This window comes from Xanthomonas sp. NCPPB 3005 (assembly GCF_041228095.2).
Taxonomy (GTDB): Bacteria; Pseudomonadota; Gammaproteobacteria; order Xanthomonadales; family Xanthomonadaceae; genus Xanthomonas_A; species Xanthomonas_A bonasiae.
In genome coordinates this window covers 4,861,825-4,887,314 of sequence record NZ_CP166096.2, presented here as the reverse complement: position 1 = coordinate 4,887,314, position 25,490 = coordinate 4,861,825, and the positions used below count along the sequence as shown (strand labels likewise).

Annotated in this window: 18 protein-coding genes and 1 pseudogene; 10 read left to right on the top strand and 9 right to left on the bottom strand. The window is 65.0% G+C overall.

Annotation, left to right across the window (positions count from 1 at the left end; genetic code table 11):
• Nucleotides 1-20: 20 nt before the first annotated feature.
• From AB8810_RS21150 to AB8810_RS21135, 4 genes are all read right to left on the bottom strand, one after another.
• On the bottom strand, nucleotides 21-581 hold the full coding sequence (locus tag AB8810_RS21150) for a PadR family transcriptional regulator (protein ID WP_369914800.1): 561 nt from the start codon (nucleotides 579-581) through the stop codon (nucleotides 21-23).
• Between the two features lie 822 nt (nucleotides 582-1,403).
• Entirely contained in the window at nucleotides 1,404-1,790 is a 387-nt protein-coding gene (locus tag AB8810_RS21145) for an STAS domain-containing protein (protein ID WP_179569021.1), read from the bottom strand.
• On the bottom strand, nucleotides 1,787-2,227 hold the full coding sequence (locus tag AB8810_RS21140) for an ATP-binding protein (RefSeq protein ID WP_369914799.1): 441 nt from the start codon (nucleotides 2,225-2,227) through the stop codon (nucleotides 1,787-1,789). The genes AB8810_RS21145 and AB8810_RS21140 overlap by 4 nt, the downstream gene beginning before the upstream one ends.
• Nucleotides 2,224-4,131, bottom strand: coding sequence for a SpoIIE family protein phosphatase (locus AB8810_RS21135; RefSeq protein ID WP_369916697.1), 1,908 nt, complete (start codon nucleotides 4,129-4,131; stop codon nucleotides 2,224-2,226). The genes AB8810_RS21140 and AB8810_RS21135 overlap by 4 nt, the downstream gene beginning before the upstream one ends.
• A 270-nt stretch (nucleotides 4,132-4,401) precedes the next feature.
• Here AB8810_RS21135 and aceE point away from each other — a divergent pair, with 270 nt between their 5' ends.
• The 4 genes from aceE to AB8810_RS21115 all read left to right on the top strand — a co-directional run bounded on the left by aceE (nucleotide 4,402) and on the right by AB8810_RS21115 (nucleotide 10,856).
• Nucleotides 4,402-7,092 (top strand): pyruvate dehydrogenase (acetyl-transferring), homodimeric type, encoded by a 2,691-nt coding sequence (aceE, locus tag AB8810_RS21130; RefSeq protein ID WP_369914798.1) that lies wholly within the window; start codon nucleotides 4,402-4,404, stop codon nucleotides 7,090-7,092.
• Nucleotides 7,093-7,191: 99 nt separating this feature from the next.
• Nucleotides 7,192-7,626 (top strand): hypothetical protein, encoded by a 435-nt coding sequence (locus AB8810_RS21125; RefSeq protein ID WP_369914797.1) that lies wholly within the window; start codon nucleotides 7,192-7,194, stop codon nucleotides 7,624-7,626.
• Nucleotides 7,626-10,193 (top strand): AAA family ATPase, encoded by a 2,568-nt coding sequence (locus AB8810_RS21120; RefSeq protein ID WP_369914796.1) that lies wholly within the window; start codon nucleotides 7,626-7,628, stop codon nucleotides 10,191-10,193. The genes AB8810_RS21125 and AB8810_RS21120 overlap by 1 nt, the downstream gene beginning before the upstream one ends.
• Nucleotides 10,194-10,346: 153 nt before the next feature.
• Nucleotides 10,347-10,856, top strand: a complete 510-nt coding sequence (locus AB8810_RS21115) for a hypothetical protein (protein WP_369914795.1) — start codon at nucleotides 10,347-10,349, stop codon at nucleotides 10,854-10,856.
• Between the two features lie 7 nt (nucleotides 10,857-10,863).
• Here the strand turns inward: AB8810_RS21115 and AB8810_RS21110 are convergent, their stop codons facing one another.
• Nucleotides 10,864-11,589, bottom strand: a complete 726-nt coding sequence (locus tag AB8810_RS21110; RefSeq protein ID WP_369914794.1) for a hypothetical protein — start codon at nucleotides 11,587-11,589, stop codon at nucleotides 10,864-10,866.
• Between the two features lie 374 nt (nucleotides 11,590-11,963).
• Here AB8810_RS21110 and AB8810_RS21105 point away from each other — a divergent pair, with 374 nt between their 5' ends.
• Entirely contained in the window at nucleotides 11,964-12,563 is a 600-nt protein-coding gene (locus AB8810_RS21105) for an XAC0095 family protein (RefSeq protein ID WP_369914793.1), read from the top strand.
• Nucleotides 12,564-13,021: 458 nt separating this feature from the next.
• Here AB8810_RS21105 and AB8810_RS21100 read toward each other — a convergent pair whose 3' ends face one another.
• Entirely contained in the window at nucleotides 13,022-13,222 is a 201-nt protein-coding gene (locus tag AB8810_RS21100) for a hypothetical protein (protein WP_369914791.1), read from the bottom strand.
• Between AB8810_RS21100 and AB8810_RS21095 the strand changes: the two genes are divergently transcribed.
• Both AB8810_RS21095 and AB8810_RS21090 read left to right on the top strand, forming a co-directional pair.
• On the top strand, nucleotides 13,215-13,895 hold the full coding sequence (locus tag AB8810_RS21095; RefSeq protein ID WP_372530400.1) for a hypothetical protein: 681 nt from the start codon (nucleotides 13,215-13,217) through the stop codon (nucleotides 13,893-13,895). The two genes, AB8810_RS21100 and AB8810_RS21095, sit on opposite strands and share 8 nt — an antisense overlap.
• A gap of 57 nt (nucleotides 13,896-13,952) precedes the next feature.
• Nucleotides 13,953-15,758 (top strand): S41 family peptidase, encoded by a 1,806-nt coding sequence (locus AB8810_RS21090; protein WP_369914789.1) that lies wholly within the window; start codon nucleotides 13,953-13,955, stop codon nucleotides 15,756-15,758.
• A 650-nt stretch (nucleotides 15,759-16,408) separates the two neighbouring features.
• On the opposite strand, the pseudogene AB8810_RS21085 reads toward AB8810_RS21090, so the two are convergent.
• A pseudogene (locus AB8810_RS21085) lies at nucleotides 16,409-17,518 on the bottom strand (hypothetical protein); the annotation flags it as partial.
• Nucleotides 17,519-17,877: 359 nt separating this feature from the next.
• On the opposite strand from AB8810_RS21085, the gene AB8810_RS21080 reads away from it, so the two are divergent.
• The gene (locus AB8810_RS21080; protein ID WP_369914788.1) at nucleotides 17,878-18,669 is read left to right on the top strand and encodes an SPFH domain-containing protein; all 792 of its coding nucleotides are present in this window, start codon (nucleotides 17,878-17,880) and stop codon (nucleotides 18,667-18,669) included.
• 118 nt (nucleotides 18,670-18,787) lie between these two features.
• Here AB8810_RS21080 and AB8810_RS21075 read toward each other — a convergent pair whose 3' ends face one another.
• Nucleotides 18,788-20,575, bottom strand: a complete 1,788-nt coding sequence (locus AB8810_RS21075; protein ID WP_369914787.1) for a glycoside hydrolase family 97 catalytic domain-containing protein — start codon at nucleotides 20,573-20,575, stop codon at nucleotides 18,788-18,790.
• A gap of 273 nt (nucleotides 20,576-20,848) precedes the next feature.
• Complete coding sequence (locus AB8810_RS21070; protein ID WP_369914786.1) at nucleotides 20,849-23,326, bottom strand: DUF1963 domain-containing protein; 2,478 nt, start codon at nucleotides 23,324-23,326, stop codon at nucleotides 20,849-20,851.
• A gap of 323 nt (nucleotides 23,327-23,649) precedes the next feature.
• Between AB8810_RS21070 and AB8810_RS21065 the strand changes: the two genes are divergently transcribed.
• Together AB8810_RS21065 and AB8810_RS21060 are read left to right on the top strand one after the other, a co-directional pair.
• Nucleotides 23,650-24,570 carry a hypothetical protein gene (locus tag AB8810_RS21065; protein ID WP_369914785.1) on the top strand — a complete coding sequence of 307 codons (921 nt, stop codon included), beginning with the start codon at nucleotides 23,650-23,652 and terminating at the stop codon, nucleotides 24,568-24,570.
• 222 nt (nucleotides 24,571-24,792) lie between these two features.
• The gene (locus AB8810_RS21060; protein ID WP_369914784.1) at nucleotides 24,793-25,467 is read left to right on the top strand and encodes a DUF4142 domain-containing protein; all 675 of its coding nucleotides are present in this window, start codon (nucleotides 24,793-24,795) and stop codon (nucleotides 25,465-25,467) included.
• The last annotated feature ends 23 nt before the right edge of the window (nucleotides 25,468-25,490 follow it).

The window sequence follows — 25,490 nt, the reverse complement described above, 5'->3', positions numbered from 1 at the left end:
CAATGGCGTGCGGGCAGCGCTCAACCATCGCCATCGCGTTCCATGCCGTCGGCGGCCTGGGCGAGCAGCTGCGCGACGCGTTCGATCTCCGCCTCGGTCCAGCGGCCGTGCCGAGCCAGCAGGCCATGCTTGATCCGGCGCATCGCCTCGCGCACCGGCGCCGGCACATTGGCGCGGACCAGCGCGCGGGCGCTGTGGTGGGTGCGTTCCACCGCCGCGTCCAGCTGCGCGCGCTGCGCCTGCACGAAGGCCAAGCCGTCGGCGGTGATCGCGTAGCGCTTGCGCGCGGCACCGGTATCGGCCTGCACCAGGCCCTGCGCCTCCAGCTGCGCCAGGGTCGGGTAGATGGTGCCGGCGCTGGGCGTGTACAGCCCATGGAAGAGGTCGGCGACCGCGCGGATCAGCTCGTAGCCGTGGCGCGGCTGGGTTTCGATCATCGCCAGCAGCAGCAGGCGCAGGTCGCCATGGCCGAGCGGGCGGCTGCCGCGGCCGCCGCCGCGGCCATGTGGGCCGCGGCCGGGGCCGTCTTCGTCGAACAGGCGGCGTGGGTGGCGGTGGCTGGAATCGGTCGGGCGGGGCATCGTTTCGATATGTCTAAGTTTTGCGAAACGATATATCGAATCTGAGTGGCGGGCAAGGCCGTGAGGGCGGGGCCTGTGCAGGTGGGGTGGGGGATCGTTCAGCGGCGTGGCCGGGCAGGTGGCTGGCGCCTTGGTGTTGCCCGGCGTGTGGTGTGCGGGGCGCGGCTTGGTTGGTCGCGTCGCGACTGAAGTCGCTCCCACAGAAGAAGTCGCCCCCACAAAAAGCGCGGGGCCGGAAGTGGTACCGGAAGACAAGGCCTGCCTTGCGGGCAGTCCGCGACGCGCTGTGCAGCATCGTTGTGGGAGCGACTTCAGTCGCGACGCGGGATCGGTCGGTGGTCGGCTTCGGTGCCTGCCTGTCGGGGCTGAAGCCCCTCCTACAGTGCACCGGTCGGGTTGGTCGCGCACGTTCGACGGTCGCGCGCTTTTTGTAGGAGCGGCTTCAGCCGCGACCAACGGCGTCGTCAGGCGCTCGGGCTCCGGACGCTGTCGGGACTGAAGTCCCTCCCACAATGCGGCGCGTCGGCGATCTGTACGCTTCCCTGTAGGAGCGACTTCAGTCGCGACGCGGGATCGGTCGGCGATCGGCTTCGGTGCCTGCCTGTCGGGGCTGAAGCCCCTCCTACAGTGCACCGGTCGGGTCGGTCGCGCGCTTTCGACGGTCGCGCGCTTTTTTGTAGGAGCGGCTTCAGCCGCGACCAACGGCGTCGTCAGGCGCTCCGGCTCCGGACGCTGTCGGGACCGAAGTCCCTCCCACAATGCAGCGCGCCGGCGATCCGCACGCTTCCCTGTAGGAGCGGTTTCAACCGCGACGAACCCAGCTCAGCCGCCCTCGCCCTCCTCGAGCACCCGCCGCTGCATCTCGTCCAGGTAGTCGTCCAGTTCCTGCACCGAGGTGAAGATCTCGTTCAACGGCACCGCCTTGACCACGTCGAACACCTTGCGGATCTGCGGCTGCGGGTTGACCACCAGCACGCGGCCGTCGCGGGTGGCCAGCACCTTGCGCGCCTTGAAGATCGAGCGGATGCCGGCGCTGCTGATGTAGTCCAGGTGCGACAGGTCCAGCACCAGCGTGGTGATCTGCGTGGCCAGCAGCGGCGCCAATGCCTCGTCCAGCGCCTGGTAGGTATGCGTGTCCAGGCGTCCGCTGAGGGTGATGCGCTGGCGCCTGTCCTGGGTGGGGTCGATCTGCAGGCTCAACGTGGTCATGCGGGGAACTCCTGGGGGGCGGGGTCGAAGGGTTGCAGCAAGGTGATGCGCACGACGTTGCGGCCGGCGTCGTGGCGGTAGTCGATGTGGTCGGCGAGCTGCCGCACCAGGTGCAGGCCGAGGCCGCCGATCGGGCGTTCGGCGATGTCCGCGTCCAGGTCAGGTGGCGGTGCGCTGCGCAGATCGAAGGCCGGGCCGCTGTCGTGGAATTCCAGCACCAGCGCGCCGCTGTCCACCTGCAACATCACCTCCACCGGCGGCTGTTCGCTGGCCAGGTGGCCGTGCTCGAGCGTGTTGCAGGCCAGTTCCTCCACGATCAGCCGCGCCCGGTTCACGTGGTCCAGGACCACGCCGTGGCGCAGCAGCGCGGCCTCCAGCGTGTCGCTCAGCTGCGCCAGCGTGTCCAGCGCCGGCACCATCTGCAGCCTCAGTTTCATGTGCTTCCCTCCCGCGTCGGATCCTGGCGCAACCGGATCGCCAGCAAGGTAATGTCGTCGGACTGCGGTGCGGCCGCGGTGAACGCATGCACCGCGGCCAGCACCCGCGCGCACTGCGCCTGCGCGTCGATGCCCGCTTCCAGCGCGGCCAGCAGCCGCTCGGAGCCGTAGGCCTGCTGCTGCGCGTCCATCGCCTCGGTGATGCCGTCGGTATAGCTCAACAGCGTGGCGCCGGCGGCCAGGCGCCCGCGCACCACCGGGTAACGGGTCTGCGGCTCGATCCCCAACGGCGGCCCCGATTCCACTGCCAGCAACTGCGCGTGGCCGTCGGCGCCGAGCAGCACCGGCGGCTCGTGGCCGGCGCTGGACAGCCAGTAGTCGCCGCTGTGCACGTCGATCAGCCCGCACAGCACGGTGGCGAACATGCAGGTCTCGTTGCCCTCGACCATGCGCTGCGAAGCCGCGATCAGGATCGCGTCCGGCCGGTTGTGGCGGCGCGCGGCCACCTCCAGCACGGTCATCGCCCGCGCCATGAACAGCGCCGCCGGCACGCCCTTGTCGGACACGTCGCCGACCACGAACCACAGCAGCCCCGGTTCGGTCTCGAAGAACTGGTAGAAATCGCCGCCGACCATCGTCGCCGGCTCCAGCAACGCATAGGTCTCCAGGTGCTTGTGCGCGCTGTCGAAGGTGCGCCCGTCCGGCAGCATCGCCTGCTGGATGTCGCGCGCGATCGACAACTCGCTCTGCATGCGCTGCCGCGCCTGCGCCAGCGTGGCGATCTCCGCCAGCTGGCGCTTGATCGAACCGCGCGCGCTGTCGAAGGCGCGCGCCATCACCCCCACCTCGTCCTGCCGCTCCACATGCCGCAGCGGATAGTCGAACTCGCCCTGGCTGAAATGCCCGGCCGAATTGGTCAGGTCCTCGATCGGCCGCGCCAGCCGCGCGGTGTAGCGGTGCAGCAGCCACAGCCACAGCAGCAGCGCGGTGCCGCCGCCCAGCCCCACCCACAGCGCGATGCGGTTGAGCCCGGCCACGATGTAGCCCTCGGACACGGTCAGCGCGAAGGTCCAGCCGGTATCGCCGACCGCCGCGCTCTGGGTCAGGTAGCGCTCGCCGTCCGGCGCGGTGTGGGAAAAGCGCACCGGTGCGTGCGCGGCCACCGCCGCGGCCAGCGGCGACAGGTCCGGCCGCGCGCGCGCCACATGCGCCTCCAGGGTGCGGTGGAAGCGCAGCGCCGGGTCCGGATGCAGCACGAACAGCCCGTCCGGCGACAGCAGCATCGGCTGCAGCCCGGCATTGGCCGGCAGCTCGCCGACGATCGCCTGCAGCCGTTTCAGCGGCACGTCCACGCTGACCATGCCGATCGCAGGCGCCTGCACGCCGTCGCCGGGCAGGCGCAGCGGCAGGTTGTAGGTGGTGAGGTAGTCGCCGCCGGTGGAGGCGTCGCTGTACGGCTCGGACCACCACGGCGCTTGCGCTACCAGCGTGCGCCGGTACCAGGGCATGGTCCGGTAGTCGTAGCCCAGCGCATCGGCCGGCTGCTCGGTCACGCGGCCGTTGGCGCGCCGCAGGTGCCAGGCGAAGCCGCGGTCTTCGCCCTTCAGCGTGCCCGGCTCGATCACCAGCAGCGCCCCGGCGATGTCCGGGTCGCCCTCCAGGGTGGCGTGCAGCAGGCTGCGCAGGTTGAACGGCTGGCGCCCGACCGCCGAGGCGCCGGCGGCCAGCGTGCGCCCGCTCACCTGCACCGACCCCAGCGTCGCATCCAGGCTGCGCGCGGTCTGCTGCGCCAGCCCGGCCACCTCCTCGCGCGCATTGCGCACCACCACCTGGCGCGCGCCCAGGTAGAACAGCACCGCCAGGCCCAGCAGCAGCGCCACCTGGATCAGGCTGCCCCACAGCATCAGCCGGGTGCGCAGGCTGTGCCGCCAGGCGACCGCTGAAGCGTCCTGCACTGACGAGAGGGCGGTAATGGCGGCGCTCCGCGGGAGTCGGCCCCGATCATAAGCGCAGCCGCGCCCCGCCGCGCGCCGGGTGTCGCGCGCTGTCCCGGGCCAATGTGACAGTCCGTTCCATACGCTGGCGTACGAGGTCCGGCGGGGCGGTTGCGCTACACTTGGAGGCTTCGAAAAACACATGCAATCGCGCGCGTGCGTGCGACCTACGGGAGCGCTATGAACTGGTTGAACGAGGTGCTGCAGAACGATCCGAACCCCACTGAGACCCAGGAGTGGATCGAATCGCTCAAGGCCGTCATCGATGTCGCGGGCCCCGAACGCGCGCATCAGCTGCTGGAGGACATGGTCGAACTGACCCGTCGTTCCGGCGCCTACCTGCCGTTCTCGCCCACCACCGAGTACGTCAACACCATTGCGCCCGCCAACGAGGCCAAGAGCCCGGGCGATGCGGCCATCGAGTGGAAGATCCGCTCGATCATCCGCTGGAACGCCATGGCCACCGTGGTCCGCGCCAACCGCAAGCCCGGCGACCTGGGCGGCCACATCGCCTCCTTCGCCTCGGCCGCCACCCTGTACGACGTGGGCTTCAACCACTTCTGGCGCGCCCCGTCCGACAAGCACCCCGGCGACCTGCTCTACATCCAGGGCCACAGCGCCCCGGGCATCTACGCCCGCGCCTTCCTCGAAGGCCGCATCAACGAGACCCAGCTCGACCATTTCCGCATGGAAGTGGACGGCCAGGGCATCTCCTCCTACCCGCACCCGTGGCTGATGCCGGACTTCTGGCAGACCCCCACCGTGTCGATGGGCCTGGGCCCGCTCAGCGCCATCTACCAGGCGCAGTTCATGAAGTACCTGGAGCACCGCGGCCTGATCGAGAAGTCCGACCGCAAGGTGTGGTGCTTCATCGGCGACGGCGAGAGCGACGAGCCGGAAACCCTGGGCGCCATCGCCCTGGCCGGCCGCGAAGGCCTGGATAACCTCATCTTCGTGGTGAACTGCAACCTGCAGCGCCTGGACGGCCCGGTGCGCGGCAACGGCAAGATCATCCAGGAGCTGGAAGGCGTGTTCCGCGGCGGCGGCTGGAACGTCATCAAGCTGCTGTGGGGCGGCTACTGGGACGCGCTGCTGGCGCGCGACACCGACGGCGTGCTGCGCAAGCTGATGATGGAAACCGTCGACGGCGAATACCAGAACTGCAAGGCCTTCGGCGGCGCCTACACCCGCGCCAACTTCTTCGGTAAATACCCGGAGACCGCGGCCATGGTCGCCGGCCTGTCCGACGACGACATCTGGCGCCTGAACCGCGGCGGCCACGACCCGCACAAGGTCTACGCCGCCTACCACCAGGCGGTGAACACCAAGGGCATGCCCACCGTGATCCTGGCCAAGACCGTCAAGGGCTACGGCATGGGCTCCTCGGGCGAATCGCTCAACCCCACCCACCAGACCAAGAAGCTGGACGACGACGCCGTGCGCGCGTTCCGCGACCGCTTCAACATCCCGCTCAGCGACAAGCAGCTGGCCGATGCCGAACAGGTGCCGTTCTACCACCCCGGCCCGGACTCGCCGGAAGTGCAGTACCTGCAGGAGCGCCGCGCCGCGCTCGGCGGCTACCTGCCGCAGCGCCGCCGCAAGGCCGACCAGTCCTTCACCGTGCCCGGCCTGGACAAGTACGACCGCCTGCTCAAGTCCAGCGGCGAGCGCAGCTACTCCACCACCATGGCCTTCGTGCAGAGCCTCAACATCGCCCTGCGCGACAAGGACCTGGGCCCGCGCATCGTGCCCATCGTGGCCGACGAAGCGCGCACCTTCGGCATGGAAGGCATGTTCCGCCAGATCGGCATCTACGCCCCGTTCGGCCAGAAGTACAAGCCGGTGGACGCGGACCAGCTGATGTTCTACCGCGAGGACCAGTCCGGCCAGGTGCTGCAGCAGGGCATCAGCGAGCCGGGCGCGATTTCCTCGTGGCTGGCCGCCGGCACCAGCTACTCGGTCAGCAACGTGCCGATGCTGCCGTTCTACATCTACTACTCCATGTTCGGCTTCCAGCGCGTGGGCGACATCGCCTGGCAGGCGGCGGACATGCGCACCCGCGGCTTCCTGCTCGGCGGCACCGCCGGCCGCACCACGTTGAACGGTGAAGGCCTGCAGCACGAAGACGGCTTCAGCCAGGTCATCGCCGGCTCCATCCCGAACGTGCGCAGCTACGACCCCACCTTCGGCTACGAAGTCACCGTGGTCATGCAGTACGGCATGAAGCGGATGATGCAAGAGCAGGTGGACGAGTACTACTACATCACCCTGATGAACGAAAACTACACCCACCCGGAAATGCCGGCCGGTGCAGAGGACGGCATCATCAAGGGCATGTACCTGCTGACCGACGCCGGCAAGCCCAAGAAGGGCGAACTGCGCGTGCAGCTGCTGGGCTCGGGCACCATCCTGCGCGAAGCCATCGCCGCGGCGGAGCTGCTGGACAAGGATTTCGGCGTCACCGCCGACATCTGGTCCTGCCCCAGCTTCAACGAACTGCGCCGCGACGGCTTCGACGCCGAGCGCTGGAACCGCCTGCATCCGGAAGGCGAGCAGCGCAAGCCGTATGTCACCCAGCTGCTGGAAGGCCGCCAGGGCCCGGTGATTGCCGCCACGGATTACGTGCGTGCATTTGCCGACCAGATCCGTGCCTTCGTGCCGACGCATTACACCGTGCTGGGGACGGATGGGTTCGGCCGCTCGGATACCCGCGCCAACCTGCGGCGGTTCTTCGAAGTGGACCGGTACTACATCGCGCATGCGGCGATTGCGGCGTTGGCGAAGGATGGGAAGATGACTGGCAAGGATGTGGCTCGGGCGATCAAGCAGTACAAGATCGATCCGGAGAAGGGGAATCCGGTCGGGGTTTGATTCAGGTCTAAGGAAGAGCGGCTGAGGCCGCTTTTTCTTTCTGTGGCCCTCCAGTGCGAAAATAGGCAACGTTATGGCTGGCATCCAAAAGGAGTGGGGATGGCGGGTTACTCGTACAACAGAGATGGCTTCACCAGTGCAGGTGCACATCACTTAAAGGCCGCTTACTGCAACCTTGTGGCAATCGAGCTTGCTCTCAAAGAGTTTTTGGGCAAGATCAACACGAGGAGCAATGGCGGCCATAACGTGCCGGACCTGCTCCAACAGTATGCGTCCGGCGCAGGCCCCGGGAATGCTGGGAATGTGAATGCTTTGGCGACCCAATTGAGCGGGGCGCTCAATGCGTTGTGGTGTCAGGACCGCGGCGGTATCGCAGTCAATGTCCCCGCATCGTGTTATCCATATTTAAGGTATCTTCGGCATAATTCCGATGGGTGGGAAAGCGATTACTCAACTGATGACGATATGCAAAACCTAGCAAATATCGTTAGCTCCACGCGAGCTCTTCTTAAGACTGCTGGAGTAATGCTCTGATGCTTCTAAGTGAATTTCTTGCAGTGGTTCGTGCGGCAGTGGATGAAGTGCGGCTGGTCTATGTCCACCCTATCCTCCATGTAGTTGTATGTGCTCCCGACTTCCATGAAGAGGATGAGGAGGTCAGGAAGTACCAATTCAGGAAGCTGGTAGGAGTTCCAAAAGATCTGCTCGCCCAAGTTGAATCGGATCTTCAGGTTTCGCTACTTCTGGTCAGTCCAGAGGAGTGGCGGGATGATTATAAATACATTCGGGATAGGAGCTCTGGAAATCATTGGCTCGCAATGTTCGATAAGACGCTCCGTGACAGTTGGGCTGAAGAACTGAGCAAGTCTGTAAAAAGTGCTTCATGCCGAGCGATCCACTTCTATGGGTTCAAGGGCGGGCAGGCGCGATCTACCGTTCTTGTCGCATTAGGAAGACTGCTAGCGAATTCCGGATATCGGATCCTATTGGTGGACGCTGATCTTGAAGCGCCCACGCTCTCCACTGCGCTGGACGCGAAATCGTCATCCATCACAACGAGCTTAGTGGGGCTTGTTCAGGGGAAAAAGGCGGAGCCAATTGCAGTAGAGGAAAATTCGTCGGGCGGACAGCTACACCTTCTGCAAGCCCGTCCTTCAATCGATCATTACGATCTAGATTACGCATCATTCGTGCTTAGAATTAATCTAGATTCTGATCTGCTTCACAGGTCGGTTGAGCGATTGAAATCTCAAATTGGAGAGGAGTATGACTTTGTTCTCTTCGATCATCGAACTGGTATTGCGAGTTCTGTTCTCCCGATACTTATGGGTTGGCCTGGGTCGGTTGTCATCAATACTAGGGCGGATGGTTTCTCTGAAGGACAAGGAGCTATCGTTTCCTCGCTTCTCTCTGTTGATCGAGAATATCCTGGAGCATTTGTCTGCTTTTCGCTGGATCCCGATAAGAAAAAGGATTCGCTCACTGGATATGAGGCACGCCTGAAGCAGTCAATGCTTCAATTTATGGCATCTGCTATCGAGCGGGGGGCGGAAGAGGGTGTGATAATCGACCCCTCAGACCTTGGCGAGTTCTTCATAAGTTGGTATCACGATAGGGCTTTCTTAGACTCGCCTGCCCCTCAGCTTGGCGAGATTAGTGCTCTCAATATATTATCGGTGCGGCAGCTCAGGGATGTGCTGGGAATTAGCCCTCAGCCTTTGGCCGGAAAGCATTCTGCATCCCAGGGGGGCGTCGCAATTGCTTCTCAACAGTCACCGAGCGGTGCGCTTGACGGTGGTTGGTTTTTGGAGACTCCGGATGCATCTAGGCTCCTGCAGGCATCACTGCCTTCATATTATGTTTACGGAAGAAAGGGCACTGGTAAAACTAGGCTTTTTAGAGAGCTCGCTGAGCGAATGTTGGCGAAGCCAATGCACTCCTCCTCCGACTTTGGAAACTCTACCCTTCAAGCTCAAGGCACCCTTTCTCGATCTGTTATAGCTCTTGTTGGCGGCGACTATGAGAGAATGTGGTGGATGGCCCTCGCTGCGGAGCTTCACGCGGCAGCAAACGATGTTTCCGCTAGAGAAACGCTTGCGACATGGGTCGACGCTTCAGATTTACAGCCATCGGAGCCTAGGTATTCCGCAGGACTGGCCGCCGCCCTGCCTGGGCGAATCACCGTTGCAATCGATGGTGTTGAGACCGCGGTCGAAGCCGCCAAAACCGGTGTCTTTGTCGAGTCTTTGTTTAGATTTCTTAGTACCGTTCAAAATGACTCAATATTTTCCGAGAAAGTAAGGTTTCGGTTGTTCATACGCGCGGACTTGCCAGTCGGCTTGCAAAATATTGAGCAGCAAGTGCATGGCAGAAAAATGGATCTAAGGTGGGACGAAGCATCGATCTTTCACTATTTCCTTGCTGAGTTGGCGCGGAGCCCTTGGTTTCGGAAAAATTTCTCTGAGGTTTGCGCTCAAATTGATTCAATGCAAGCGGACATACGCCTGGGTAAGTTGACGCCAGAGCAGTATGAATCTCTGATGTTGCAGGTATTTCCGCAGAAGCTCCGTAGGAATAATCTGCTTACTATGACGTTCCTCAAGACCTATTTTTCCGATGCGGCAGGCGAGGGTGATAATAAGTCTTCATTCTACCCAAGAGTTTTTGGGCAATTTATCGCGAAGATCGGTGATATTGGCGCGGAGAGAGGGGAGGCTGCCACCGATGAGGGGCGAGTCGCCCACGATGTAGTCTTGGAGGCCTTCGAGTTTGCTGCAAAAGACTTTATCAATGAGGTAAAGCAAGAGCTGAACTTCGCCCTAAATCTAAATGAATCGGTGGACAGGAATAAAAAGGACGTTTCAGATCTTTTGCAGGCATTCACAGGGCTTCAGACGCCATTCGTGCTCGATAAATGTATCGAGCAGATTTCGGTTCGATTATCCGAAGGGATTGGCAGTGTGGAGATCCGTGAGTCGTTGCGTAGGATGAAGGATATGGGGATATTTGAGGTTCACCCCAGTGATGCTACGAAGTGGCGCGCAGGCCGATTATTCAAGGAAGGTCTTGGAATGAAGTATGTAAGAAAGGTTGCTGACTGAATGATGTAATGGAAACAGGGGTCAGAGTCTGAGGTATCCCCACGTTTTCCCGATTAGGATCAACCGGTTAACAGGAATAGGGGTCAGAGTGCACTTTCCTCCACTACTGTCCGGCCTTCACAGCTCAATCAATTTCGTACCGGAGGAGGCACTGTGCTCAGTCTCGAAAGTCCGCGCTGGTCCGAGCTGCAGCACGCATATGGCTCAGCCAGCGACATTCCCGCGTTGTTGGGGCAGCTACAAACGGTGCCCTCATCCGTAGATGGATCGGAGCCGTGGTTCACCTTGTGGAGCGCCCTTGCGCATCAGGGCGACGTCTATTCGGCTTCCTTCGCGGCCGTCCCGCATGTCGTCCATGCATTGGCACGGGCGCCCGACAAGGCGGATCACGGATACTTCCAGTTCCCCGCCTGGGTCGAGATTTGCCGCGCGAAAAGGCAGGCCGAGATTCCCGAGGATCTTCGGGCTGCCTACGTGCATTCCCTCGCTCAACTTCCCTCTTTAGTCGCCGCTGCGTCCTCTCGTGCCTGGGACCCGGAGTTTCTTGCTTGCGCTCTAGCCGCCGTCGCCGCTGCGAAAGGGCAGCCCGCGGTCGCTGAGGCCGTCCTCGAACTCACGGCTGACGTCGCGGAGGAGTTCATGGAATGGTTCTTTACGCGATGAGGCGTGCTCAACCACTCGCGGCACTGTCTTGCCGGTTCGCTTCACTAAGCAGCTGCTCGTATGTCTGCACGCGAACTCGCAATCGGATCAGGTGCCAGGAAAGCGCGTAAGCAAATAGCAGCAAGAACGCGAGCACGCTCTGGACCGCCGTGATCTTGCCCAGCGCGCTCCAGTCACCCCAGCGCCAGTCCTTGAATTGCAGATAAAGTGCAAGCAAAACCGGCATGACGCCCAGCCTCTCCATCCCGCCGGTGAACAAGCCCAGACGTTCATGCATGTTGGTCCTGCGATCGCGGATGAACGTTTCGCGCTGGCGGCGGTGCTCCAAAGGAAACGCACGCAGTGCAGCGACGATACCTTGGTAGTGATGAAACTGCTGCTCCATCTCCTTCGCATGGGTGGCATAGGGATGTCGAAAGCCCGGCGCCTCACGTATGACCTGTAAGACGGCGGAGACCGCAAAGCCGACGAGTTCAATCACCAGTCCGGTCACCGTACAGACGAGCGCCGCCTGGCCATCAAGCAATGCGCCAGACAATAGCCCGAAACCGGCGCCCATCAGGCCGATGATGAGACTCCAGCGTTCCACTGCTCCGGCGCGGCTCTGCTCGGTGACCTGCAAGTAGCGACTCATCACTGCGGAGAGCGAAGGAAAGCTGAGCTCGTGGAGTGCGGCGCTGTCTTCGATCCTTTCGGGAGACGTTGCGGGCATTTCGTCTTTGGAGTTCGCCATTTCTTACCTGTGAGCGTCCAAGCTGAGGCTGTCGCTGGCGAGTATCCCGTAGCCACTGACGCATCGCTAGGGCAACTCGATTTCCTGATGAAAGATTCTACGAATCGCTATTGACAGGTTATGCGCCGCGGTAGCAATCTCTACCTCAAGGAGCGTCGAAACTCCTCAGACAGCGGTACCCACCTCCGACAAACCGGTGGGTTTTTTGTGCCCGATCCTCGGGCGCAAGCCGACGCGACGCCTGCGTCGGGAGGGCGGCTAATACAACACCCTTCGGGGAAATACGCCCGCCGGCTGTCTGCGGTTTCGAACCTCCCGACTTCCCGTCCGCCACGCGTGGCGGACGGACCCCTTCATGGAACGAGGAGGCAACGATGTCGTACGACCGTTTGGACGATGAAGACATGCCCGGCTATTTCCTGCCGGAGGAGAGCCAGTTCCGGCTGGCGAAGCTGCGCGATCACGTGAGGTTCCTGGTTCGGCTGGCGCAGCCGCGCACGCCGGACGAGGAACGTGCCGCCGAGCCCAAAGTGCGCATGGGCGAGCTGGCGGTCTGTCTGGAACTGTTGGCCGACCAGGTGGAGCTGGTGCTGGACGCGCTGTCCTATCCTGCGCAGCGGACCGACACGACGCACGGCGCCCGGCCCGCTGCCACCGTCGAGGCGGCGCCGGACGTGGGCGGCGCCGCCTTCCGCGTCACGCTGGCGCAACTCGACCGGCTCACCCTGCTGGCCGAGACCGTCTCGGCCCATGCCCGGGTGGTGGCGGCCGGCGATGCAACCGCGCATGCCGGCCAGGCACTGCCAGCGGTGGGCGACACGCTCTGCGATGCAGCGAACGCGATGCGGGCGCTGCTGCTGCAGATCGAGCGCCAGCCGCTGCGCGAACCCACGCCCAACGGCTTACGCGAGGAGCGGGCGGTCTATGCGGTGGAGTGGGCCACGCCGCCTGCGGGAGGCGGGCGGCTGCATTGATCGCCGCATGGCTGGGATGAGGCAGGGATGCGTCGCCGGAGAGGGCCGGCCTCGTGTTGCGGGACCGGCCCTGGGATGCAGCGAGCGCCAGTGGGTGAGCAAAGGGTGTGAGGCCCCTGAGGGAATAAGCGGCCGTCATGCGACCAGCCAGCCCATCCATTGCGCCCCCGGCCTATCCCGTGTCGCACTGCCACACCGGCGACCGCCGCGTAGCGGTCCTGCGCCTGAGCGGCCTGTGGCTGGAGCGACTGGGCTTCTCCATTGTCAACAAGCCGCAGATCACCGCCCGGGCCGGCGATCTAGTAGTGTCGATGGTTGATCCAGGTTCGGAGGTAGGCTGCGCCGCGCACTTGCGTTTGCCGCCTAGGTAGTGATGATATTGTCTGGGCAGGTGCACACAGTTGGCACATTGCTATGGGATTCAATCAAAGAAGTTGCTTGTGACTTGACGGCGAAAATCAAGGGCGAGTAGATGACGGATAATCAAACGCTGGCTCCAAACTGTTGGGCGATATCTGCTGATCTTCTGGATGCAGCAGTTCGGGCTGCGAAGCATTGAAGTTGGCAGGGATGCTGCTTATCTTCATCTTGGCCATGCTCTTTGCCAGGCCAAGTGATGGTTCTGCCTTGCCACGTCTTTCTGTGGAGGGAATGAACAAGCACACTATCCGATCGGGATTCGGACTCTTTATCACTCGCTCTGAAGTCCTTACGCAGGGCGTACGAGAAAAGGTACGTTTTGCTAGCCCGGTGCGGTGTGAAGATCGATACGTGAAAGTGGCTGTCGCAAACGGCACGAATGTCCCCGTAAAAGATGTCTGCCTTGTTGCGTCCAGAGCGCTTCGCTTCGTACTTGAACAAGCAGCCGTCGATCATGTCTCGGTTGAAATCCGGATTGTTCCGGCGCGCGTTGATTATCACCGGAGCTTCTTTAGATTCGGCAGAGGGCCGAAATTGACTCTAATTGCGCCCCAGATGCGGAACTTGGAAGAGACGTTGGCCAATATCGCAGATCTTGTTGCGCACGAAACGTTCCACGTCAGCATGTTCGTGGCTGGTGATATTGGTCTGTCCGCGAACGAGCGTGCTGCTTACTACTATGGCTTATGTGGCCAGCTTGTGGCGTCGGGGAAGCTCGAGAATTCGGCACTTCCGGGCTTTGCCGTCGACTCCACCGACGAGGATGTTTTTGACTCTTCGGAAAGTGCCGAACTCGTTCGCTCGGAGGTCCTGCAGATATCCAAGGGAGAGGCGATTGCGTCCGACACCTCAGCCGGAGAGTGGCTGCTTTCGCAATGTCGCTCCTTCAGGCCTTCTAGCTCTAAACCTTGAGCTGCGGCGCGCCGGCATGGCGCTTTTGGACGCTTCGCGTCGTGCACAGGAGCTGCGATGAAATTTCCAGGATGGCTTGGTTTGGGGGTTTGTCTGTCGTTGGCCCAGTTGGCCCAGTTGGCCAGTGCCGCCGAAGATCCGGCCATGCAGGCCTACGCGCACGTGACCGAGTTCCGCGACCGTGCCAGTCAGCTTGCCGAACACGGTGCAACGAGTTCGCCTGAAGATCTGCGGCGTGCGCGCGACGCATTGCTCGACGGTCTGCGCTATTTGGACGATCCGCAGGTGCTGGCCTTGGCCGACGGCAGCATGACGCTGCGTTTTCGCCGCTTGAATCTGCTGGGCGATCTGGTGCGCGTGCAGGTGTGGCTCGGCGATCGGGACGCGGCCGTCGCGGCCTGGCGAGCGCTGGACGCCATGGCCTGGCAGGAGGGCCTGATCGATTTCGTGGTGAACAAGGATCCCGCGACGCTGGCCTTGCTGGACGATCCGCGCCTGGCCGATCTCCGGCGGCATGAGGCGCTGGCGAAGCGCGACGCGACGGCACCTGCGCTGGTGGTTCCTTACACTGCGCAGCTGACGGAGGCACAGCGCATTGCCGGGCTCTCGCAACTGTGGATGACCGCACGCGACCGCTTCGTCTGGTTCGATCATGTGCCTGAGCTCGATTGGGATCGCCTGTATCTGGACACCGTGCCGCTGGTGCAGCAGGCGCAGGATACCGATGCCTACTATCGCGTGCTGACGCGTTTCATGGCGAAGTTGCAGGACGGGCATAGCGGCGTGTTCCCTCCCACGGCGCTGGAGGCGCGCTGGTATGCGCGCCCGGGGCTGCGCACCGCGCGGCTGGAAGGGAAGGTGGTGGTCACGTCGGTCACCGACGCGGCATTGCTTCGGCAGGGCGTGCAGCCCGGCGATACCGTCGAGGCGATCGACGGCGAGCCGGTGGAGCGCTACGCCGAGCGCGCGGTGCGGCCCTATCTCAGCAGTTCGACGCCGCAAGACCTCGAGGTGCGAACGTACACCTATGCGTTGCTGTCCGGCGATGCGGCCAAGCCGGTGGTGCTGACGGTCGTACACCGCGATGGGCGCCGCCGCGAGGTGCGGGCGGCGCGCAGTGGCTACAAAGCGCAGGCGGTGGCGGCCGCGCCGCTGTTGACCTTCCGCAAGGACGGTGTCGCCGTGCTGCGCGTGGCGCAGCTCGAGGACGACGCCAGCGTCAAGGCGCTCAGGCAGGATCTGGACAGGGTGCTCGCCGCGCCGGGCTTGATCCTGGATCTGCGCGGCAATGGCGGTGGGAACACCCGGTTCGGATTGTCGATCCTGCGCTTCGTGGCTGAAGGTTCCTTGCCGCAGGTGCGATCCGTCATGCGCGATAACGGATCGTCGCTGCAACAAGCGCGCAGTGGCCGCTTGATCGAATGGCTGCCGGTACGCGATGACGTGTTGATGCCGGAGCCGCGTACCTACAAGGGACCGGTGGCGATGCTGGTGGATGCTGCGACCTTCTCGGCCGGCGAAGACACGGCGGCGGTGTTTCATCTGATGCGGCGCGGCCCCTTGGTGGGGCAAGCGACCGGCGGCAGCACGGGGCAGCCGCTCACGCTGGACTTGCCGGGCGGCGGTTCGGCGCGGATTTGCTTGAAGCGCGACAGCTATCCGGATGGCAGCGATTTCGTCGGCGTCGGTGTCGTCCCCGACGTCGTGGCCAGCCGCACCATCGCCGATGTGCGCGAGGGGAGGGACTCGGTGCTCGAACAAGCGGTGGCGGCGTTGGGGATTGCCGGAAGCAGGCCGATGAAGCTGGGCTCGATCTCCAGACCAAGCCGGTCGGCTGCCGATCGAGCACCTGCTGGACAATAGGTCCCGGCCGGCCAGCCCTGCACGCGCAGGGCGGTCAATCTGGTGCGGGTGCGCACATCCGCTGATGCGAAGCGGGCCGTTTCCTTGTGCGGCTAGTGCTGGCGGAAACGCCAGCGATGGATGGACAGGCGTGCGCTGTATCGCGATGCGCAGCGCCATGAGCTGCCCACGCTGTCATGCCCCCACCGCGTGCGTCACCGCCCGCCGCGAATGACGGGCACGAAGCGGTACGCCACCAGCGAGGTGGAATCTGAGGACGGCGCTCACCCCGTTTCCTGCGCACGCAAATGACTGACCAGCAGCGCATGCAGCACCGGCGGCATCGGCAGATCGCGCCGGCCTTCGTCCCATTGCTGCAGGAACGGCGCCAGGTGGTCGCGGTGCCAGGGGCTGAGGCGCCCGCGCGCGGCCTGGCGTGCCTGCAGGCGCTCAATGATTGCCGTCGCGGCGGCCTCGTCGCCTCGCTGGAGATGATGGAAGACGAAGGCCAGCAGCAGGCTGTCGGGGCTGTCGAACAGCACGTAGGGCGGAACCGCGCCGTCGTCGTCGCCCTCTTCCAGCAGATGCAGCAGGGTGTCGACGTCGCGGGCGAACAGCGACTGCGAGAGCTGCCGGGTGATGAAATCGAAGTAGTTGGTGTCCAGCGCGGGAAGTGCGGCCGCCAGGCGATCGAGGGTGGCGCGCAGCTGCGCATCGCTGTCGGCCGGATTCAGCACCCAGCCGCCGAACGCGCCGATGTCCTTGCTGTGGAGAATGTGCTGCCCAAGGAATCCCGCGGCAATGTCCTGGAAATGCAGGTCGTGCAGCTGGGTGGTGGCGGCACGCTGCTGCCACGCGAGTAGTTGCGCATGCTGCAGGCCCGCCTGGACCATCAGCACGCCCAACGTGGCGTCGTGGGTCGCCCAGAGGAACTGGCGGCTATCGTCGCGCTCCCGGGTCCATCGCCATTGGAAGGCGGTATCGGTGGGCACAGGCGACCAGCCGGCGGCGTGCAGCGCGCTGCCCAAATGCTGCTCGATCAACGCGGGAATCACTTCGCGCACGCGGGCTTGCTGGGCCCGCGCCTTGTCGCGCGCGGTCAGCAAGGCGGCCGGCTTGCGCTTGGGTTCCAGGAAGAAGCGCAGGACGGCGCTGCGTTCGACGTCGCCTTGCTCGATGCTGTCATTCGACCGCGGCAGCGCAAGCGCCTCGGGCACGCCACGCCGGCGCTTGAGTCCACGACGCGCCGCGAGCGCGCGGATCGCCTGAAGATCGTCCGAAGCGAGCAGGCCATCGAGCGTGGCGGCGATGCCGTCCTCGGCGGTGAAGGTGTCGTCCAGCCAGCCATTCGCCAGCAGCGCGTACCAGTCGGTGAACAGGTCGGTGTCGTCCGCCTCGTCGGCGAGCGCAAGCACGTCACGGAAGAGCTTCGACACTGGCAGCGAGGTGCCGGCCTTGGCCTGCCGGTAGAGCACGCGCGCCTGGCCCTCCCATTCGAGGTAGGCCGCGTCGTCCTCGTGCCCGAGCCAGCCCGGCGCATCGGCTGCCAACACCTGGGCACGCAGTGCGGTATCGGTCAGCGCCTGCGCTGGCGTCCGTACCAGCACGCCGTGCCGCAGCAGTACGTCGGGCAGTCGGAACCAGGTCAGGCTGGTGTCGTAGCGCGCCTGCAGATCGAGCAGCCCGTGGATCATCTCGGCCTGGCGCGCGCCGTCCAGCGTGCTGCGGTCCACCAGGTGGATCGTGTTCTCGACCAGATCTTCGATGGCGTGCTGTGACATCGTGCGTGTCCTCCCTGGAGTCCTTGGCGTCGATCGGAGCTTAGCCGGGCATCCGCTGGGACGGCATGAACGCTGGAAGTCGAGCGCGGGCAGGGAGCGACGTCGTCGGCGCCGGGGGCATGCCGGACCTGGTGAGCAACGGCAGCATTGCCGATGGGCGCTAGGGACTGGGCCGGGTGCTCGAATAGGCGGTGTCAGGGTTGCGATCGTGGAGGCCTGCACGCTGAGGTCGATCCGAACGCCTCGCGCGCGCCATGTCCGGTGCCTGGGTCGGCAACCTCTAGTGCAGGCTCGCAGGGATCGGCTAGCATTTACGGCACAACGGGCCGCGGGCCGCGCCGGCCGATCAGGGGACATCGATGAAACACCTTCCACTGGCCGCCGCGATGGCGAGCCTGCTCTGCGCGTGTACCGTGGTCTCGCCCGATCCGGGGCAGCAGGCCGTGCTGGTCGATAAACCCATTTTCTGGAGCAAGGGCGGCATCCGCCTGGATGATGTGCGCGAGCCCGGCCGGACCTATGCCTGGTGGACCACGTCGGCGGTGTACGTGGATGTCACGCCGCAGACGGTGCAGGTGGCGTTCGACGATTTCTCGTCCAGCGACAACATCCTGTTGGACTTCTCCACCCAGATCCAATACCGCATCACCGCGCCGGCGTTGCTGCTGTCGGGCTTCGGGCAGGACTGGTTCAAGAACAACGTGGCCAGTCAGTACGCGGCGATCGTGCGCGACCAGGTGAAGCGCTACGACATGACGCGGATGATGAGCGACCCGGACACCGCGCGGAAGATCGACGATGCGGTCACCGAGAGCGTGCGCGCGCTGGTCAAGGAGCAGGGCCTGCCGATCCAGATCCAGAACATCACCCTTGGCCGTGCGCGGCCCAATGCGGATGTGCTGCAGCAGATGAACCTCACCGCCGCGCAACAGCAGCGGGTCAAGACGCTGGTCGAGGCCACCACCGCCGAGCGCCAGCGCGAGCAGGAACAGGTGGCCAAGGCCGACGCCGACAACGCCTACCGCAATCGCATGGGCCTGACCCCGGAGCAGTACCTGGCCAGCCAGATCGCCGAGACCAACGCCGAGGCCTGCGCCAAGGCGCAGGCGTGCTACATGGTGCCGTCCGGAACCTCGGTCATTGCCAAGTAGCCTGCCTGGCGTCGCTGCCAAGCGGCTCGTTCGCACGTGACATCCGGGCCTGCAGTAGTCGCAGGCCCGGTACGATCGCGGCCATGCGCCGTCGGAAAGCGTTGTCGAGGTGCAGTGCCTACTGCGCTTTCAGATAACCGACGAATCCGCCACGCGGCGCCAACTCCAACGCGATCGCTCCATCCCGCGTCACGTCTCGGTCCTTGCGCTCCCACGCATCCGGCCGCGCGTGTGCATCGCGCAATTCGGTGAGTTTCCAGTTGCCCTTCTTCAGGAAATCCAGCTTCAGCGTCATGCGCGTGGCAGCACCGCCGTTGATCACCGCGATGAACCAGTCGCGGCCATGGCGCCTGGCCATGGCCGCCACCTTGCCCGGCTCGCTACCAGGCAGCACGAGGGTTTCGTCCCATGTGGCGGGCACCGCTTTGAGCACGTCCAGGGCGGGATTGGCGAGATAGGTCTGCGGATGGCCGCCCATCGCCAGGAACGGCGAGGTGAACAGGACCATCTGCGCCAGTTCGTGCGCCCAACTGTTGCCCATCAGTTCCTTCGGTTCGAACACGGTGGGCGTGTAGTCGCCCGGCCCGACGACGTAGCGGGTGAAGGGCAGGATGGTGTCGTGGTCGGCGGCCAGTACGCGCTTGTAGCGGGTGATGTGCCATTCGTGCCCGCGCACGCCCTCGCGGGTGAGGACGTTGGGCCAGGTGCGCTCGGTGCCGGTGGGTTTCATGGCACCGTGGAAATCGACCATCAGGTGTTCGGCCGCCGCGTCGCGCGCCACATCCGTATACCAGTTGGACCAGTCGCGGCTGGCCGGCGCCGGGAAATCGACCTTGACCCCAACGATGCCGGTGGCGGCGATCTTGCGCAGCAGCGCCTTGCGCTCGGGCGCATGCTGCACCTCGCGGCTGTGCACCCAGAGCCACAGGCCGACGCCTTGTGCGCGCGCATAGTGCGCCGTATCGGCCAGCGTCTCCCACGGCCGTTTCCATGTGCTCCAGCCGTCGTCCACCAGGTAGTACTCGAAGCCCAACTGGTGGGTCCAGTCGACCCATTGCCGCTGCTCGTCCTCGCGTGGCTCGCCGACTGCCAGCCATTGCCATGCCGAGCGCCCCGGCTGGATCCAGTTCGCGTCGGCCAGGGCGGGCGCTGGCGGCGGGTTGAGGTTCTGCACCAGGGTGGAGTTGACCAGGTCGGTCAGCGTGCGGGCGATGATGGTCACGCGCCACGGTTGCACGACGGCGGCGTCCGTTCGCCAGCCCTGCGGATCGGCATAGAGCACGCCGGCCAGGCCGCCGTCCGCCGCGCGCTCGATGGCCAGGTCGCCGTAGTCGACCACCGCCGCTTCGCTCAGGGTGATCCAGAATCCCTTGCTGTGCGCGGTGAGCGGCAGGCCGTAGCGTCCCGCCCCGAGGCTGCGCAGCGACAGGCCGGTGTAGCTGTTCTCGTAGTCGGGCAGGAGTGCGGTGGCCCAGACCGGCGGATCGTTCTCGGCCAAGGTCCATCCGGAGCGGTCGGCCTCGACGTGGCTGTCCTTGCGCGCGGGCAGACGCAAACGTACCGCGACGCCGTCGTCGGCGACATGCAGGTCCGCTTCGAAGGCGCGGCCGTGCGCGGTCAGCGACACCGTCGCGGTCGTGGCGCGGTCGTGCGCCACGGCCTTGCCGCCGTTGAGCCGATAGCGTGCATCGGTGGCGCCGCGGCGCACGTTGCCGATCGTGCTGTGCGCGCCGAGTTCCAGGCCGTCCACGCGGATCCCCAGCGGCGAAGGCGCGAGCAGCGCCTGGCCGTCGGCCTCGATGGTGTAGCGCAGCGCGCCGTCGTCGTCGCTGAGCACTGCCACGATCCTGCGATCGGGACTGGACACCGACACCGAGTGGGCCTGCACGCCGCTGCACGTCACCATGCCGAAGACGAATCCGATGCACAGGCCCGCGTCGCGCAGCCAAGTCCGCTCGTTCGATGCCACGTTGCCCCCGGTCCGATTGCGCTGAAGTCCGGCGGCGATCTTATCGAGTTTGCGTGGGGCGCGGTTGCCGCCGCCGGCATGTCGCGGCGGATGCCGAGCGCGTGCCGATTCGGTGCGGCGTTGGCTGCGTTCCTTGCCGCCGATGCCGCGGTGTCGGTTCGGCACTCAGGATGTCACCGCATCCCGGCACCAACGCGAAGATGCGCGCGCCTAGCTGCTCTCCAGTCCGCAATACACGTTGGAGAAATCGCGCTTGGCGAGGTCGCTCTTGTGGATCACGAAATACAGCTCGCCCGCGTCCCAGAAGCAGAAGCCGGGGTGCGGGTCCGAGGCGACGCGCAGCAGCACCATGAAGTCCTCGGTGCGCCCGCGCAGGCGGTTGGCGGCTTCGCTGAGCGGGGTGTCGTGCTGCTTGAACACATGGCTGTTCACGCCATGCACCGGCTGGACGGTGGATTGCGCCGCAAGGCGGTCGCGCAGCGCTTCGACCAGTTCGTACGCGTCCTCCAGGCCGTCCAGACCCTCGGCCGCTCCCTGGTAATACGCTTCGTCGGAATAGAAGTGCGGCACACTGATCCAGGCGGCGGCGCTTGCACGGTAGGGCAGGGAGCCGTCTTCCATGCCATCGATCTGCGCGGCATCGCGCGCCAGGTCCGCCGCCGTCTGCAGGGCATCGCGCGGGCCGTCGTAATGGAAGACCCGTGGCGCGAGGTCTTCCTGGTCGGAGATGAAGAAGTACAGCACGCCGGTCCGCGGCAGGTAGCGCTGCAGCGGCGCCAGCTGCGCGCAGTTCAGTTGGGCGATGAACTGCATGGGCCTGGTGCTGCCGTCGGCGTCGGTGTGGCGCGGGTAGGACATGTCCGGCGGCAGGTCGGGCAGTCCACCGAAGCGGGTGTTGCCGCGTGCGCGGTAGTCGTCCGGCGCGTCCGTGGCCAGTGCCACCGCATGCCAGGCCAGCGCCTGCATTCCGGAGCGGTACGGCGTCCATTGCGCATCGCTGGCCAGCGCCTCCTCCAACTGCCCGGCGAGTGTCGCGTCGTTGCGCGCGAAAAAGGCGGCGTCGTCGAAGGCGATGGTGCCCTCACCTTTGGCGCCCTTGTAGCGGTAATCCAACAGCGCGTGCTTCTTCGGCAGTTCCAGTTCCAATCGCTCGATGCGTTCAAGGCCGGCCGGCAGCGCGGTCAACGGGTTGTGGGTGAGATCCAGCCGCTGCAGCATCGGCAACGCCGCCACGCTGGCGGGCACTGTCTGCAGTTGGTTGCGTGCGAGCGAGAGGGTCTTGAGCGTGGCGGGGAACGGTGCCTCGGGTAGCTGCGCGAGGGCGTTGTTGTCCAGCACGCAATACACCAGTGGCAACGACAGCAGTTGCGGCGGCAGTGTGCGGATGCCGGTGCCGGTGATATGCAGGCGCTGCAATCCGCGCAGCGCCCCGAGTGCGGCGGGCAGCTGTTCGAGCGCGCTGGCCCTCACGATCGTCAGGTCTTCCAGATTGGACAGGCCGGCCACCGCGTCCGGCAGTTCCCGCACGCCGCTGGCGGCGATGGCGTCGTCGTCGTAGTAGAGGCTGAGCGAGCGCAGCGCCGGATAGGCGTAAAGCGCGTGCGGCAGCGTCGGCCCGGCCAGGTTGGTCAGGTGCACGTGGCGCGGCACGCCGGGAGGCGCGCTCGCCAGCTCGTCCATCGAGGTGAAACGGTAGTGCGACCAATCCAGCGCATGCATCGCCAGCTTGCGCGCGATGCGCACCGGATAGCGAGGGCCCGCGCCATCGGCCTGCAGATAGCCGCTGAAGCCGGCCCAGCCCTGTTCCAGTACCAGTTCGCCCCAGAGCTTGAGGTCGTGACGCAGTCCGCCAGACCAGAGATAGGCCTGCTGGTCCTGGGCGCGATCGTCCTCGAAGCGGATCCGGCCGGTCGGAATCCCGGCATGGTGGATGCCCTTCACCGAGAAGCGGAAATAGACCTTGGCCTCGTCCACCAGGTGCGGCCGCGCGGCGGCGTCCGCCTTGCGTGCGCGGGCCTGCAGGTCGATGCTCAGCTCGCCGCCGGTGCTGCTCGCCGTGCCGATGCTGGGCGCGGTCTCGCGCGGGAAGTCGAATGCCAGGTCGTCGATCTGGAACACCTCCACGCCGTCCTCGGGAATGCGGAACGGTTCCGCCGGCGCGGCCACCGGCGCGGGATGCGCATCGTCGGCGTCTTCTTCGTCCTCATCGCCGCCGAACATGTCCTGCATCCAGGTTTCGTGCGCCGCGAGGGCGGCGGCGGGATCGCCGGTCACGCGCAGGCTGCGCAGGACGGCGTCCAGTACCGGAAAGTGCTCGGCCTCGGTCCCCGCCGGGCAATCGCCCGCGATGTCCAGGTACAACGCGTCGTCCAATTGGACCATGACGAACAGGTAGGCATAGCCGTTGCCCTGCGAAGCGATCCGCAGCGCGGCATGGCCGTCGATGTCCAGCGCCTGTTCCGACAGCACCTCCACGTCGCCGCGCCGTGTGCGGCACTCGGCGCGGAAGTGCGCCCACGGATCGGCGGCTGTGTCGTGCGGGGTCTTGTGGCGCGCGATCACGATGCCGAGCGAGACCTCGTCGTCGGCGACGGGATAGGCGGCCTTGATGCACTGGCCGATCTGTCGCACGGTGCTGAAGCGATCGGGCAGGTCGATGGAGAGGGCATCGGTCTGGACATGGCGCATGAGAGGGCATGGGGACATGGCGGAGTGCCCGCAGCTTACCCCGCCTTTTTTACGCGTGTCATGCATGCGCAGACGCATGCGAATGCAGGATGGCGCATGGTCCGGCGATCGTTCCATGCGTCTCGGCGGTGGCGTCTTCGAAGGGTGTCGCTGCGTGTGCTGCAGCCGAGGCATTGCCAGGAAACTCACCGCTTCGTGCAGTTGGGTGGCCTGCCTGTCGCGGCGCATGCGGGTAGGATTGGCAACTGCGCAGAACCGAGTGTCGGTCCATCCGGGCGTACGCAGCGGGTTCGGGCAGCCTGTGGTTTCATGGAGACGATCGCTTGCAACCGACTCGGCACGACGACGGACACCGTGCACCCGCCACGCGGCTCTACGCATTGCTTGCGCGCGACGCGCGCAGCGGGGTGATCTTCCGCCGCGGGCCCAGCAAGCAGGTGCAGCTGATCCGCTGGGACCTGCGCGACGACAGCTTCGAACACGGGCAGTGGTTCAAGGGCCGCATCTACGAGCGGCGTTGCGATCTGTCGCCATCGGGCCGGTTGCTGGTGTATTTCGCGTCCAAGCAACACGGCGATTTCGTCACGTGGACGGCGCTGTCGCGTCCGCCGTTCCTCACCGCACTGGCGCTGTGGCCGAAGGGCGATTGTTGGGGCGGCGGCGGCATGTTCGAGGACGAGCGGACGCTGCTGTTGAACCATCGCCCGCAGCAAGGCCGCGATCCGTTTCCGTTGCCGACCGGCTTCCAGGTGCCGCACGACATGCAGGTCCGGCCATTCGGCCACCACGCGGGCGGCGGCGAGGACGAGCCGATCGACAGCATACTGCGCCAACGCGACGGCTGGCAGGTGATCGATGCGGGGGCGGGCGAAACCGGCGGCCTGAGCTCCACCACGCTCTACCGCTTCACCCGGCCGCGCATATGGGAGAAGGCAGGCGCCAGCGGACGCCGGCTGCAGTCGCTGCTGCATGCTGTCGGTCGTAACAACGAAGCGTGGTACGGCCTGGATCACCGCGTGCTGGACCGGGAGGGCGCGTTGTTGCTGGACCTTCCCGGCAGCGACTGGGCCGATTGGGACGGTGGCGACCTGGTCTTCGCTCGCGATGGCTGTCTGTACCGGCTGGCCAAGAGCGACTTCCGGCGCTACGCCGAGGACGGCGAGCAGGTCGTGCGCCTGCTGCACGATTTCAGCACTGCCCGCTTCGCCGCGCTTGCGCCTAGCGCGGATGCGCGCAAGTACTGAGTAGCAAAGGACGTGTCGATCCTGCGACTCGGGCGCGGTGCGGGTTTCATCGGAGTGCCTGCAACGGCGCGCACGTATCGGGCCGGACCCGGTGCGAGCGTCCAGGCAACGCAGCGGAGATCTGCCTCACGGCATGTGCACGAAGCGCGCGTCGTCTCGCGAATCGGGAATAGCTGAAGAATTCACGCGCACTGCATGAGGCGTCTTCACCCGGGCAGGCGGATGCTGATACCCCCATTCGAGAGGGAATCGCATATGAAACATTCACTATTGGTCCTGTCCATCGCCGCTGCGCTGACCATGGCGGGCTGCAAGCCGAACAAGGACAACGACGCGCCGGCACCGGCACCGACGGCGCAGACGCCCGCCGCGAGCACCGAGCCGACGCCGGTGGGCGGCACCGCCACTCCTACCACGCTGCCGGTCGGCGAGGCCAGCCCGGCACCGGAGGGCGCGGCGCGCGCGAGTTCGGGCGACGACATCGCCCTGGGGTTGCTGGGGGCGGTCGACAAGAACGAAATCGCCGCGGCGAAGCAGGCGCAGGAAAAGAAGGTGACGGGCGCGGTGCTGGACTACGCGCAGATGATGGAGAAAGAGCACGCCGAGAACCTGGAGAAGACCAAGGCGCTCGGCACGCTGGCCGAGACGCCCGACGTCAAGCAACTCGAGACCAAGGGCGAGCAGGAGCTGACGACGTTGGGCCAGAAATCCGGCAAGGACTATGCCGCGGCCTATATCGACGCGATGATCGCCGGGCACAAGGATGCGCTGCAGCTGATCGATACGCAGATGATGGCGGCGGCTTCGACGGAGCCGGTCAAGGCGCACCTGGCCGAGACCAAGACCCACGTCGAGCAGCATCTGGCGAAAGCGGAAGCGATCAAGAAGGCGATGTGAGCGCAGGGCGTGGCAGGTCGTCG